Origin of the sequence: Paenisporosarcina sp. OV554, assembly GCF_003058165.1 — a bacterium.
GTDB lineage: Bacteria > Bacillota > Bacilli > Bacillales_A > Planococcaceae > Paenisporosarcina.
The window spans coordinates 55,931-68,406 of the sequence record NZ_QBUC01000020.1 but is presented as its reverse complement, the minus strand read 5'-3'; the positions used below and the strand labels follow the sequence as shown (position 1 = coordinate 68,406).

11 protein-coding genes are annotated in these 12,476 nt (G+C 40.3%); 8 read left to right on the top strand and 3 right to left on the bottom strand.

Annotation, left to right across the window (positions count from 1 at the left end; genetic code table 11):
• The first annotated feature begins 653 nt into the window (after positions 1-653).
• The 5 genes from pcp (at position 654) to C8K15_RS15315 (ending at position 4,346) form a co-directional block, all read left to right on the top strand.
• On the top strand, positions 654-1,268 hold the full coding sequence (pcp, locus tag C8K15_RS15335) for a pyroglutamyl-peptidase I (protein ID WP_108587257.1): 615 nt from the start codon (positions 654-656) through the stop codon (positions 1,266-1,268).
• The gene (locus C8K15_RS15330) at positions 1,269-1,652 is read left to right on the top strand and encodes a hypothetical protein (RefSeq protein WP_233260519.1); all 384 of its coding nucleotides are present in this window, start codon (positions 1,269-1,271) and stop codon (positions 1,650-1,652) included. It begins immediately after the preceding gene.
• A 49-nt stretch (positions 1,653-1,701) separates the two neighbouring features.
• Positions 1,702-3,000 (top strand): Zn-dependent hydrolase, encoded by a 1,299-nt coding sequence (locus tag C8K15_RS15325; RefSeq protein ID WP_108587255.1) that lies wholly within the window; start codon positions 1,702-1,704, stop codon positions 2,998-3,000.
• A gap of 94 nt (positions 3,001-3,094) precedes the next feature.
• Entirely contained in the window at positions 3,095-3,901 is an 807-nt protein-coding gene (locus tag C8K15_RS15320) for a DUF3100 domain-containing protein (protein WP_108587254.1), read from the top strand.
• Positions 3,894-4,346, top strand: coding sequence for a hypothetical protein (locus C8K15_RS15315; protein WP_108587253.1), 453 nt, complete (start codon positions 3,894-3,896; stop codon positions 4,344-4,346). The genes C8K15_RS15320 and C8K15_RS15315 overlap by 8 nt, the downstream gene beginning before the upstream one ends.
• A 79-nt stretch (positions 4,347-4,425) precedes the next feature.
• Here the strand turns inward: C8K15_RS15315 and C8K15_RS15310 are convergent, their stop codons facing one another.
• Complete coding sequence (locus C8K15_RS15310; RefSeq protein ID WP_108587252.1) at positions 4,426-5,280, bottom strand: dimethylarginine dimethylaminohydrolase family protein; 855 nt, start codon at positions 5,278-5,280, stop codon at positions 4,426-4,428.
• Between the two features lie 157 nt (positions 5,281-5,437).
• Between C8K15_RS15310 and C8K15_RS15305 the strand changes: the two genes are divergently transcribed.
• The 3 genes from C8K15_RS15305 to C8K15_RS15295 all read left to right on the top strand — a co-directional run bounded on the left by C8K15_RS15305 (position 5,438) and on the right by C8K15_RS15295 (position 8,128).
• On the top strand, positions 5,438-6,169 hold the full coding sequence (locus tag C8K15_RS15305) for a YqcI/YcgG family protein (protein ID WP_108587251.1): 732 nt from the start codon (positions 5,438-5,440) through the stop codon (positions 6,167-6,169).
• Between the two features lie 552 nt (positions 6,170-6,721).
• Positions 6,722-7,717, top strand: coding sequence for a YecA family protein (locus C8K15_RS15300; protein ID WP_108587250.1), 996 nt, complete (start codon positions 6,722-6,724; stop codon positions 7,715-7,717).
• 141 nt (positions 7,718-7,858) lie between these two features.
• On the top strand, positions 7,859-8,128 hold the full coding sequence (locus tag C8K15_RS15295; RefSeq protein WP_108587249.1) for an excalibur calcium-binding domain-containing protein: 270 nt from the start codon (positions 7,859-7,861) through the stop codon (positions 8,126-8,128).
• Between the two features lie 79 nt (positions 8,129-8,207).
• On the opposite strand, the gene C8K15_RS15290 is transcribed toward C8K15_RS15295, so the two are convergent.
• Together C8K15_RS15290 and C8K15_RS15285 are read right to left on the bottom strand one after the other, a co-directional pair.
• Entirely contained in the window at positions 8,208-9,083 is an 876-nt protein-coding gene (locus C8K15_RS15290) for an SDR family oxidoreductase (protein ID WP_108587248.1), read from the bottom strand.
• A gap of 97 nt (positions 9,084-9,180) precedes the next feature.
• On the bottom strand, positions 9,181-12,468 hold the full coding sequence (locus tag C8K15_RS15285; protein ID WP_158268334.1) for a collagen-like domain-containing protein: 3,288 nt from the start codon (positions 12,466-12,468) through the stop codon (positions 9,181-9,183).
• Between the last annotated feature and the right edge of the window lie 8 nt (positions 12,469-12,476).

The window sequence follows — 12,476 nt, the reverse complement described above, 5'->3', positions numbered from 1 at the left end:
GTGGCATTATAGAACATAAAAATGCTGAACTGAAAAGATACCATGGATTGACTACAGCAAAATACTGTGGTCTTTTTGGCATGATTATTCAGTCTTATTTGTCCGCCATAACTGTTAACATAAAAAGAATCGTGAAGTTAAATCAAAAATACAGCCTCTCCTGAGATTAGGAGAGGTTGTATTTTTAGATATTTGAGAATCAGTCTTTTTTTCGTAATAAAGCTCTCTCTTTCAAGAAAGAAATATGAATTTCATTCCCTTTTGCAGTGCCCTCAAATTTAGGATGCTCTTACTTGGCTAAACTCTTAGTGTGAGTTTTTAGAGTTATTTTCTTCTCATTATATTGTAAAAAAGAGAAAGAAATTGAGAGTTAGAAGATGCCATGATGATAGTTCTAGTTAGTAGAGATCTTCTTCCGGCAACATGTAATTTTCTTAATGGAAGCATTCGATTCTCCGTTGTGAATGTTGTGATTGCTCACAAGGATTTATTATAGGTATTATTTTCCTTATTATCAATAAAAAAATACAAATATATGTAATGTTCATATAGTCTAAATAGTTGGATATCATTCTGAAAATACATAGTGAGTTTATTTTGAGATAATTCGGAAATTGGTTTACAATTATCCAATTAAATATGAGGTGATGATTATGAAAACTTTATTAGTAACAGGATTCGAGCCATTTTTATCATTTACAGTAAATCCGACAATGAAAATTGTAGAGGAACTAAACGGAAAATGTATAGGGGATTTTCAAATTGTGGGGAAGACAATGACTGTGGATTTTAAGTCTTCAGGCAATCAGCTAATCTCGTTATTAAAAGATATAAAGCCTGATGCAGTCATTTCACTCGGACTAGCAGGGGGGCGGACTAAAATCACACCTGAACGTATTGCCATAAACATAAAAGATGGTGAAGCAGATAATGAAGGGCATGCTCCGAGAGACGAAGTTATTCAACCGGATGGTCCTGTAGCATATCTATCTACACTACCTATCAGGTCAATGGTTGAGAAATTGAACGAATTAGGATTTCCTGCTTCTATTTCAAATACCGCAGGCACATATTTATGTAATAACGTGATGTATGAAGGACTACATTATATAAATAAAAACAACCTAGACATCCCATCAGGATTTATTCACATTCCAGCATCGCATGAACTTGCCATACAACATGGAAACATCCCAAGTTGGTCCCATGAAGACTTAAGAGAAAGTATCGTTACATGTATTTCAGAGCTAACTGCTGTACTTCAGTAAATGAAAGAAAAACAAAAGGGGAACGCAAACATGAAGCTGAAATTGTTGTTTTTAACAATTCTACTCTGTTTAATCGCTGGTTGTTCCAATGCAGAAAAGGCAGTGAAGAATACAAGTGAAGATGGTTATGAATCAATAAGAAAAGCTGCATGGGAATTTATCCAGGAAAAAGGGTGGAGTGAACCAGCTGAAGGAAATTGGCAAAGCGCAAAAGTAGAAAAAATAATAGCGGATGAAAACTATGAAATGCTGGACACTGATAACGAAGGGAAAGAGGTAGCCGCCGTTTCTTTTCAAGATAAGGAAAATGTTGTAGTTGGTACACCTTTGATTTTAGTGGATCTTAATACCAATGAAGTGGTGGGCTATATGCCAAGTGAATAATATAAACTTAGTAAAAAATTATATAAAGATAGAGAAAGGGGTAGCGATTTTGGGTGTTCAATATGATTTAGAAAAAGTATTACTTTCCGATTACAATCAATCATGGTCACATAATGGAGTTTCAGGTGAACGAATTGCGAAGAGACTTGGTGATTTATCAAAAATCGGACTGACTTCACAACATGGGGTATCTCGAGTAGGGTTTTCTCCTCTTGAGCAACAAGCCAAAGAACTAGTAATGAATTGGATGAGAGACGCAGGAATGAGCGTTATTCAAGACGGTGCTGGAAATGTGGTTGGCCGAATAGCCGGATTAAATAAAGACGCAGATTCAATAGCATCGGGATCTCATGTAGATAGTGTTCCAGAAGGCGGTCACTTCGATGGACCACTTGGTGTCATCACTGCACTTGAAGTCGCGGAATCATGGAAAGACCAAGGAATTACTCCGACGAAACCTTATGAAGTCTACATCTTTACCGATGAAGAAGGCACGCGATTTAATGGGGGATTAACCGGTAGTCGCGCAATGACAGGTGCACTAGACATGGAAACACAAGTTACATTAAAAGATGCGGATGGATTCACTTTTGAAGAAGTGTTAGCGACTACTGGCAAAAAATTAGAAGGATTTACACAAGCGAAGCGAGAAAATCTGGGTATCGAGCGATTTATCGAAGTACATATTGAACAAGGAAAAAAACTAGAGCAAGCAAATTTATCTGTTGGAATCGTCAAAGGAATAGCTGGCCCATCATGGACAGAAATTATATACGAAGGTAAAGCTGGACATGCAGGCAACACGCCAATGGATGATCGCCAAGATGCACTGACAGCTGCTTGCGAACTCATTTTATATATTGAAAATGCCCCATTATTGGTCAGTACTACCGGAGTCGCTACGGTTGGCAAAATGCAAGTTGAACCCAATGGTGCAAATGTGATTCCAGGGAAAGTTACCCTCATCACCGATATTCGTGATATCGAAGAACATTCGCGTGACCAAATCGTTTCCAATGTAGTAAATAAAGCACAAGAAATAGCGACGTCCCGAAATGTAGAAGTGACAATAACCGAAAAAATGCGCACAGCACCAGTCCCAATTGGTGACGAAATGACAAGAATATTAAATTCCGTTTTCGATGAAATGAAAATCAATAAACAATATCTCGTCAGTGGTGCAGGACACGACGCCATGATGCTTGGTGCCCACATTCCAGTAGCCATGATCTTTACACGAAGTAAAGATGGTGTAAGTCATAACCCGGCCGAATGGACAACCCTAACAGATTGCACCATCAGTGCACATGTTTTAAAACAGGCTATTGAAAAATGTATGGAGCAATAAAGAGTAAAAGTCTTATTTCTAGAGGTTTTTGGCCGAGTAAAGTGTTGGTGCTTGGTAGTTTACTATAGAAAAATAATGGAGAGTTGGGGAATTGATGGGGAAGGCAGACTTGAGGGGTATTTTGAAAGATTGGAGATTGCATGCTGTAGTATTTATCATCGTGTGTGTTACAGAAGCAATAGGACAGTTTTCATTTAAAGTAGGACCAGGGGTTATCTTGCTGTTACCGATGGTATATGCATTTATTATTGGGTTGGCTTTATTCTTTACACCGCTTGTTAATGAAAAAATGGCTAAAAATGCTGAACCATTGATTGTCCTTGGAGTGACGTTACTGATTGCGAAAATTGGAGTGACAATTGGACCTCAAATTGAAGCATTAATTGCGGCAGGACCTGCGTTAGTTCTACAAGAAATCGGAAATTTAGGAACGATTTTCTTTGCCCTACCTCTTGCGGTATTGCTCGGTTTTAAACGAGAGAGCATAGGTATGACTCACTCAATTGGAAGGGAACCGAATGTTGGTTTGATCGTTAATAAATTCGGATTTGACTCACCAGAAGCTCGTGGAGTCATGGCTGTATATATTTTTGGTACTGTTTTTGGCGCAGTTTTCTTAGGTTTAATCGCTGGTTTTTTAGCAACCACTTCACCTATTCACCCTTTGTCTTTCGCTATGGCATCAGGAGTAGGAAGTGGAAGTATGATGGTGGCAGCATTCCCTGAATTGGAAGATCAAATTGTCGCTTTTGCAGGTGCAAGTAACTTATTGTCATTAGGAACAGGTTTGTTTTTCAGTATTTTCGTGGGGCTTCCTTTAACAGAGAAACTGTATACACTAATGTCAAATCGAAAAAACCGAAAATCAGTAACACATAAAGGAGGCAATCCGAATGTTTAAAAATATTACTGAATGGACATTAGTTTTAGGCGTTTTCGGTATTGTTGCGACTTTAGGTAACTGGATCGGCTATGAAGTTCTCCCTTGGGAAGCAATTCCAGGAATTATCATTTTAATCGTCGTGAGTGTGATAGGATTAATTCTGGAGAAGATAGTTCCTGGAAACTTACCCGCAGTGGGTTATATAGGTTTAATAGGAATCATCATTTCATTACCATGGGTACCAGGATCTGAATTTGTCGTAGAATGGACGTCAAAAGTTAGTATATTAGCCTTGGCAACTCCCATTTTAGCGTATGCTGGAATTTCGATAGGCTCCAATTGGGCTGATTTCCGTAAACTTGGAATCCGTAGTGTCATAGTTGCTTTGATGGTGTTTTTTGGAACTTTTGTTGGCTCGGCTTTAATCGCAGAAATCATCTTAAGATGGCAAGGTATCATATAAATACAAAATGGAATAGCCCGGTGTTTTAGCGACCGGGCTTTTTTGGCGATTATGATTCCCAAAATCTGAAGCTTTTTATTTAGCCACGTGTAATAGGCATCGTACAACATCTAAATGAACCACCAGACTTAATAATTTCTGAGAAATCCACTTCAATTACCTCATAACCGTGTCTTCTGATTTCTTCATTTACCTGATGATTCATCGGTAAGCTAAAGACTTTTTTGTTCCCGATAGATAACACATTTGTGCCCATTGTAAATTGTTCTTCTTTACTGACCTTAATTAGCTGGTAACGACTTGCAAGGAAGTTCAATGTTTGCGCTTCAAGAGCTTCAGGGAAAATTAATGCTTCTGTTGGAGAAAGGATATTAAAAACACAATCTAAATGTAAATATTTCGGGTCAAAAGGAACCATAATAATTTCATTATCTGGTAAATCAGCTTTTAGCTGTTCAATGGCTGATTGAGATGTTCTGTGGCTTAGACCTATATAGATGGTTTTCCCATCAATGATTACATCGCCGCCTTCAATATGATTTTGTGATAATTTTTGAAAAGGTACATGGTGCGTGTCCAACCATTTTTGAAGAACGGTTTCTTCTCCTTGACGAATCGAACTCGCCATTTCAGAAACAAAAGTTTGGTTTCCTAACGTGAAGCCAATATCTCTTGTAAATACTTGTTCTGGGAATGAAGAATTGGCGACTAATGTGATGACATCCACACCTTCATCTCGCATTTTGGCAACAAAATTGTTATGTTGAATTAACGCACGATCGATATTTATATTGTCATTTTTATATTTTTTTTGTACATCATTAATAATTTCATCAATGGCCATAAATTGAGGTTCACACACGATTACTTTTCGTAAAACGTCATATTCACTCTGACAATTCGTTTGAATTGTATCGATTCTATCCATGTTCATCCTTTTTCCTCCATTAATTTGTTTTAGTCTCCTTGTTATTCCCGATTTGAAGGAATTTTAACTCGAAAAATAAAAGATTTTTTAAGATGAAATTAGTTTTAAAAAGATTACGAAAGGGTATTTCGTAACATATAATTGTATGGGTGGTGGAAAATGTATGTTAACAAAACAACAAGCTTTACTAACGAAAGAAGATTTTTCTACAAGAGCAGATTTACCAGAATGGTTACTTCATGAATATCAAACATTTCATAATATAGTTATCGATAAAACATTTCCTTGCTATTTCGGAATGAGTGGCGAGTTAAAAGGCGAACTGCGATATGGCTATATCACACAAGATGATTGGTCTAATTTACCGAAAATAGTGGAAGGGTTTTTAGATTTATTCCAAGACCCTAAACACAAACGCCATGGTTTATTTGTCTTTGTTGAACCATTTAAAGTTGAAGGAGATTTATCACAATATCGCAAGCAATTCTGGGACATTTTACAGTATTTACATGAAGTAGATTCAGTAGAATGGCCAAAAGACGCACCACTTGATCCCGCACATCACTTATGGGATTTCCGCTTCCAGGGTGAACCAATATTCGTGTTTGGCAACGCACCAGCGTATAAACAACGAAAAACGCGTCATTTAGGGAACTCAATGATCATAGGATTCCAACCTCGGAAGATTTTCCAAGGACTTGAAGGAACCGAAAAAGGCGGCATCATGTCACGTGAAAAAGTACGTGAACGAGTTGAGGTTTGGGATCAATTACCTACACATCCAGACATAAGTCATTTTGGAGATCCGAATCACAACGAATGGAAACAATTCTTTATCGGAGACGACATTGAACCCATCAAAGGAAAATGCCCATTCAACCACAAAGCAATGTAACAATATCAAAACCACTCCAGATTCGGAGTGGATTTTTTTTCGAGATTTTTTGATGGAGAAATGGAGTTGAAAAGAGTTAATCGCGAGTAGAAGACATAGAAACGCTCATAGACGGCACGAAACCGCGGATAGACGATATGAAAACGCTCATAGAATAGGCAAATCAATCAATCCGCGCATAGTCGACATGAAAACGTGCATAGTCGACATGAAACCGCTCATAGTCGACACAAAACCGCTCATAGAAATGGCAAATCAATCAATCCACGCATAGACGACATGAAAACGCTCATAGTCGACACAAAACCGCGGATAGACGATACAGAACCGCTCATAAAATAGGCAAATCAATCAATCCGCGCATAGTCGACACGAAACCGCTCATAGTCGACATGAAACCGCTCATAGGCGACAAAAAAGCGCGCATAGTCGACACAGAACCGCTCATAGAATAGGCATTCCCTAAGTCCCACGCCCTTTGTCCCCTGTATTCGAGGGCGGATGCATGTTACACTAGGGCGTAAACTTTAATAATTGAAGGACGTGTTTTAAATGGTTGGACGTAATGATCCGTGTCCTTGTGGCAGCGGGAAGAAATACAAAAAGTGTTGTGAGCGAAAAGAAGCGGTCTCGATTGAAGAAGTTCGTTCGGAAGAGTTAGATCGCGTACTCCAAACTTTTTATGATGAATATCCAGAACGAAAAGATTTAGCTGATTTACTAACTGTAATCAATGAATGGAAATCTAAATTAGATAGATACTTGCACGAAGAAATGATTGAAGCTATTGCCATCGATGAATTTTTCTTTCACACGAAACCAGAAATATGGTTGAAATATATTGAAAAACAACAGAAGAAATCGATTCGACCAGCTGTGGAGAATGTCTTAGAACAGTGGAAAAAACCGACTGTCATTGTTGCAGAAGTGATGAATATTGAAGAACAATTTATGTTAGTCAAAAATATATTTACGAACGAAATGCTTTATCTTAAACGTGAGAGCGAAAAACCTGTGCCACTTGGCGTGCACGTATTTTGCTTCACATTGCCGGATGTTAGTCTAAAAGAAAATCACCATTTAGCAATTTCAAGCTTGATTTTCATTCCAACAGACCATTCAGAAGTTGTCACTTCATTTGTAAAATCAATTGCTGAAACAATTCAAGAAGATCCATCTATCTTTTTACAAAAACATCTCATTGATTTTTGGGAACGACTTGGAGAAAATGGCTATAGTGGTGGAGAATTTACGGAATTTGAAGCAGGCATCTTAATAGACATTATGGAGCGTCTGGAGAATCAAAACCGCAATCCAAAACCTTTGTTGACGATTATCGAAGATTACTTAGTCACTAACCAACCAAACGCTAGAAAAGAAGCGGCTGTTGCTGCTGGCGCGATTCGATTTGGTCAAGAACATGAATTGTTTGAAGGGCCTTATTGGAGTATAAAAGAAATCGCGGAATGGTATGAAGTGTCGACTCATTCATTAAATAAATATTACAAAGATATTAATGAGTTTTATTCCGTTAATACATCAAACTAAGTAGTGTAGCCCGCCGAAGATACAATTTTGGCGGGCTTCTTGTTGTTTATAACTAAAACTTTATATCTAAAATATATATAGACACATAGGCCTTTTTTAATGTATGATATTGGCAATCGAGAGTTTTGGAGGAATTATTAAATGAAAAAGGGAATGGCAATGCTCCTGTCAATTGTTTTAGTGACAGGTTTTATGGGAGCGACACAAGTAGACGCAGCAAAAAAAGTAACATATAAAACTTATAAAAATTGTACAGAAATTAATAAAGATTATCCAGGTGGAATTTCTCGCGCCTCTAATGTGAAAAATAAAGGTGGAGCTACTAAATATAAACCTTATGCTAATCAAAAACTATATGATTTAAATAAGAAAAGTGACCGTGATAAAGATTTAATTGCTTGTGAAAAATAAAAGTGAAATACGGAAAACCCATCGAACCATTTCGATGGGTTTTTAATTAGTTTGGATTTAACCGATTTATATTCACTTGTCACGAAGTAACAAAGTCTCCACCATCTACATGAATAGTTTGTCCAACCATGTAACTCGAATCAGTGGATGCTAAAAATACATAAGCGGGCGCGTTTTCTGCGGGTTGACCACGTCTTGCCATAGGTGTGTCATCCCCAGCTTTGGCCACTTCGTCTTTTCCAAATGTAGCAGGAATCAAAGGTGTCCAAATAGGGCCAGGTGCTACTGCGTTTACTCGAATGCCTTTGTTAACTAAGTTCAAGGCTAATGAACGAGTGAATGTTGTGATGGCACCTTTCGTCGCTGAGTAATCAATTAAATTTGGCGATCCTTTATAAGCAGTGACCGAAGATGTATTGATAACAGAATCTCCTTTTGATAAATGGGGAAGAGCAGCTTGTGTTAAGTAAAACATGGAAAAAATATTGGTCGAAAATGTTTCTTGTAATTGATCAGGTGTGATTTCTAAAAAATCGTTTGTTGGGAATTGTTTTCCTGCATTATTGACCAATACATTCAATTGCCCAAATTCTGCTATAACTTGGTCAACTACGTTTTGGCATTTTTCATCGTCGCTTAAATCAGCCGCAATTTTGATTGCTTTTGTTCCGTATCCTTCAACTAATTTCACGGTTTTTTCAGCGTCTTCATGTTCATTCAAATAAGCAACCGCAACATTTGCGCCTTCTTTTGCAAAAGCAACCGCAACTGCGCGTCCAATTCCGCTGTCTCCACCTGTAATGAGCGCCACTTTACCTGTTAATTTCCCGGATCCTTTATAGTTTTGATCATCATATATTGGCTGTGGATGCATCTCTGTTTCCAGTCCAGGTTGTTGATCTTGCGTTTGTCCTTTAATTTCTGAGTGAATTTGTTCATATTTATCTTTTGTCATTGTTAGCCTCCTATAAATATTGTTATCAAAATTATTCCCTACATTTGTTAATTCAAACACACAAAAAAACGTTACCTCTAGGGGCAACGCTTGATTATTAAGCAATTTTTTTTATGATTATTGCAGCATTTATAATGGTATCATCGCCATACCAATCAGTTTGAAGATCCACATAGGTTGATGTAGAAGTATGATTTCGTAAGGTTAGTTCGCAGTTTGATGTTAATGACAATATGGTTAGACCATTAGTTTGTGGATTGTCTATAGTGGAACTAAAAGTAGTAGAAGGAATTGCTATACCATCAGCAAAAAGAGTGAATTTATTAGGTTGCAGAGCAGAAACTTGGAAATTAATTTCATAAATACCCGCTTTTTCGATTACTATGCTCCCTTCACCTTTAACATGCAAAAAGCCTCCCGTACGAATGCCGTTGTTGTTAAAAATTAAAGAAGCATCTTTTGAAACACGTTGTAGACCTGTATTGTATATATAGGCAAAATTGGCAATATGGCCTGGAGTTCCTTGAGGTCCAATTTCACCTTGTATACCCGGAACACCTTGAGGTCCAGTTTCACCATGTTTACCTGTAAGACCTTGAGGCCCAATTTCACCTTGTATACCCGGAACACCTTGAGGTCCAGTTTCACCATGTTTACCTGTAAGACCTTGAGGTCCAATTTCACCTTTTATACCCGGAATACCTTGAGGCCCAGTTTCACCTTGTTTGCCCGTAAGACCTTGAGGCCCAATTTCACCTTGTATACCCGGAACACCTTGAGGTCCAGTTTCACCATGTTTGCCTGTAAGACCTTGAGGTCCAATTTCACCTTTTATACCCGGAATACCTTGAGGCCCAGTTTCACCTTGTTTGCCCGTAAGACCTTGAGGCCCGATTTCACCTTGTATCCCCGTAAGACCTTGAGGCCCAGTTTCACCTTGTATGCCCGTAAGACCATGAGGCCCAATTTCACCTTGTTTGCCCAGAACACCTTGAGGGCCAGTTTCACCTTTTTTGCCTGTAAGACCTTGAGGCCCAATTTCACCTTGTATGCCCGGAACACCTTGAGACCCAATTTCACCTGGTATACCCTGGACACCTTGAGGTCCAGTTTCACCTTGTTTGCCTATAAGACCTTGAGGCCCAGTTTCACCTTGTTTGCCTGTAAGACCTTGAGGCCCAATTTCACCTTGTACTCCCGGAACACCTTGAGGCCCAGTTTCACCTTTTTTGCCTGTAAGACCTTGAGGCCCAATTTCACCTGGTATACCCTGGACACCTTGAGGCCCAGTTTCACCTTTTTTGCCTGTAAGACCTTGAGGCCCAATTTCACCTTGTACTCCCGGAACACCTTGAGGCCCAATTTCACCTTTTTTTCCTGTAAGACCTTGAGGCCCAATTTCACCTTTTTTTCCTGTAAGACCTTGAGGCCCAATTTCACCTTTTTTTCCTGTAAGACCTTGAGGCCCAATTTCACCTGGTATACCCTGGACACCTTGAGGCCCAGTTTCACCTTGTTTGCCTATAAGACCTTGAGGCCCAGTTTCACCTTGTTTGCCTATAAGACCTTGAGGCCCAGTTTCACCTTGTTTGCCTGTAAGACCTTGAGGCCCAATTTTGCCTTGTATGCCCGGAACACCTTGAGGCCCAATTTCACCTTGTTTGCCTGTAAGACCTTGAGGCCCAATTTCACCATGTTTGCCTGTAAGACCTTGAGGCCCAATTTCACCTGGTATACCCTGGACACCTTGAGGCCCAGTTTCACCTTGTTTGCCTGTAAGACCTTGAGGCCCAATTTCACCTTGTTTGCCTGTAAGACCTTGAGGCCCAATTTCGCCTTGTATGCCCGGAACACCTTGAGGCCCAATTTCACCTTGTTTGCCTGTAAGACCTTGAGGCCCAATTTCGCCTTGTATGCCCGGAACACCTTGTCGTCCAGTTTCACCTTGTTTGCCCTTAAGACCTTGAGATCCCATTTTACCTTGTATCCCCGGAACACCTTGTCGTCCAGTTTCACCTTGTTTGCCCTTAAGACCTGGAGGCCCAATTTTACCTTGTATGCCCGGAACGCCTTGAGGTCCAGTTTCACCTTGTTTCCCCGTAAGACCTGGAGGCCCAATTTCACCTTGTGTGCCCGGAACACCTTGAGGCCCATTTTCGCCTTTTACACCCGGAACACCTTGAGGTCCATTTTCGCCTTTTACACCCGGAACACCTTGAGGACCTCTTTCACCTTGTTTGCCCGTAAGACCTGGAGGCCCCATTTTACCTTGTATGCCCGGAACACCTTGAGGTCCAATTTCGCCTTGTATGCCCGTAAGACCTGGAGGCCCCATTTTACCTTGTATGCCCGGAACACCTTGAGGTCCAATTTCGCCTTGTATGCCTGTCAGACCTTGAGGCCCAGTTTCACCTTGTATGCCCGGAACACCTTTAGGTCCAATTTCACCTTGTTTGCCTGTAAGACCTTGAGATCCAGTTTCACCTTGTACGCCCGTAGGACCAGGTGGCCCCATTTTACCTTGTATGCCCGGAATACCTTGATGGCCAATTTCACCTTGTTTGCCTTTTAGACCTTGAGGCCCCGTTTTACCTTGTATGCCCGTAAGACCTTGTCTCCCAGTGTCACCTTGGATGCCAGGGACACCTTTAGGGCCAGTTTCACCTTGGATGCCAGGGACACCTTGAGGCCCAGCTTCACCTTTTATGCCCGTAAGACCTTGTGACCGAGTTTCGCAGCATACACCAGGAACACCTTGAGGTCCAGTTTCACCTTGTATGCCCGGAACACCTTGAGGTCCAGTTTTACCTTGAGGCCCAGTTTCGCCCTTTATGCCAGGAACACCTTGAGGCCCAATTTCACCTTGTATGCCCGTAACACCTTGAGGTCCAGTTTTACCTTGAATGCCCGGAACACCTTGGGGTCCAGTTTTACCTTGTATGCCCGTAAGACCTTGGGGTCCAGTTTCACCTTGTTTGCCCGTAAGACCTTGAGACCCCATTTTACCTTGTATGCCGGGAACACCTTGGCGACCAGTTTCACCATGTTTGCCCGTAAGACCTTGAGGCCCAGTTTCGCCTTTTACACCAGGAATACCTTGAGGTCCAGTTTCACCTTGTTTGCCCGTAAGACCTTGAGACCCCATTTTACCTTGAATGCCCGGAACACCTTGTGGCCCTGCTTCGCCTGGAAAGCTAGGTTTTCCTTGAGTTCCTTCGACACCAGGAATGCCAGATGAACCAATTTCACCATCTATTCTAGGAGATTCGTTTTCACCGTGCCCACCTTGAGTTCCAACATATTCTCGTTGGGAGTATACTCTTGAACTTCGTCTTTCTTTACATGCCGCACATTGACAAGATCTGGTTTTTTTTCGCTCGCCCATGAATTCAC

What these genes read in the sequence shown, in the direction of transcription:
- pcp (WP_108587257.1), top strand. Translation starts at nt 654, where the DNA reads ATGAAAACTTTATTAGTAACAGGATTCGAGCCATTTTTATCATTTACA.
- C8K15_RS15330 (WP_233260519.1), top strand. Translation starts at nt 1,269, where the DNA reads ATGAAAGAAAAACAAAAGGGGAACGCAAACATGAAGCTGAAATTGTTG.
- C8K15_RS15320 (WP_108587254.1), top strand. Translation starts at nt 3,095, where the DNA reads ATGGGGAAGGCAGACTTGAGGGGTATTTTGAAAGATTGGAGATTGCAT.
- C8K15_RS15315 (WP_108587253.1), top strand. Translation starts at nt 3,894, where the DNA reads ATGTTTAAAAATATTACTGAATGGACATTAGTTTTAGGCGTTTTCGGT.
- C8K15_RS15310 (WP_108587252.1), bottom strand. Translation starts at nt 5,280, where the DNA reads ATGAACATGGATAGAATCGATACAATTCAAACGAATTGTCAGAGTGAA.
- C8K15_RS15305 (WP_108587251.1), top strand. Translation starts at nt 5,438, where the DNA reads ATGTTAACAAAACAACAAGCTTTACTAACGAAAGAAGATTTTTCTACA.
- C8K15_RS15300 (WP_108587250.1), top strand. Translation starts at nt 6,722, where the DNA reads ATGGTTGGACGTAATGATCCGTGTCCTTGTGGCAGCGGGAAGAAATAC.
- C8K15_RS15295 (WP_108587249.1), top strand. Translation starts at nt 7,859, where the DNA reads ATGAAAAAGGGAATGGCAATGCTCCTGTCAATTGTTTTAGTGACAGGT.
- C8K15_RS15290 (WP_108587248.1), bottom strand. Translation starts at nt 9,083, where the DNA reads ATGACAAAAGATAAATATGAACAAATTCACTCAGAAATTAAAGGACAA.
- C8K15_RS15285 (WP_158268334.1), bottom strand. Translation starts at nt 12,468, where the DNA reads ATGGGCGAGCGAAAAAAAACCAGATCTTGTCAATGTGCGGCATGTAAA.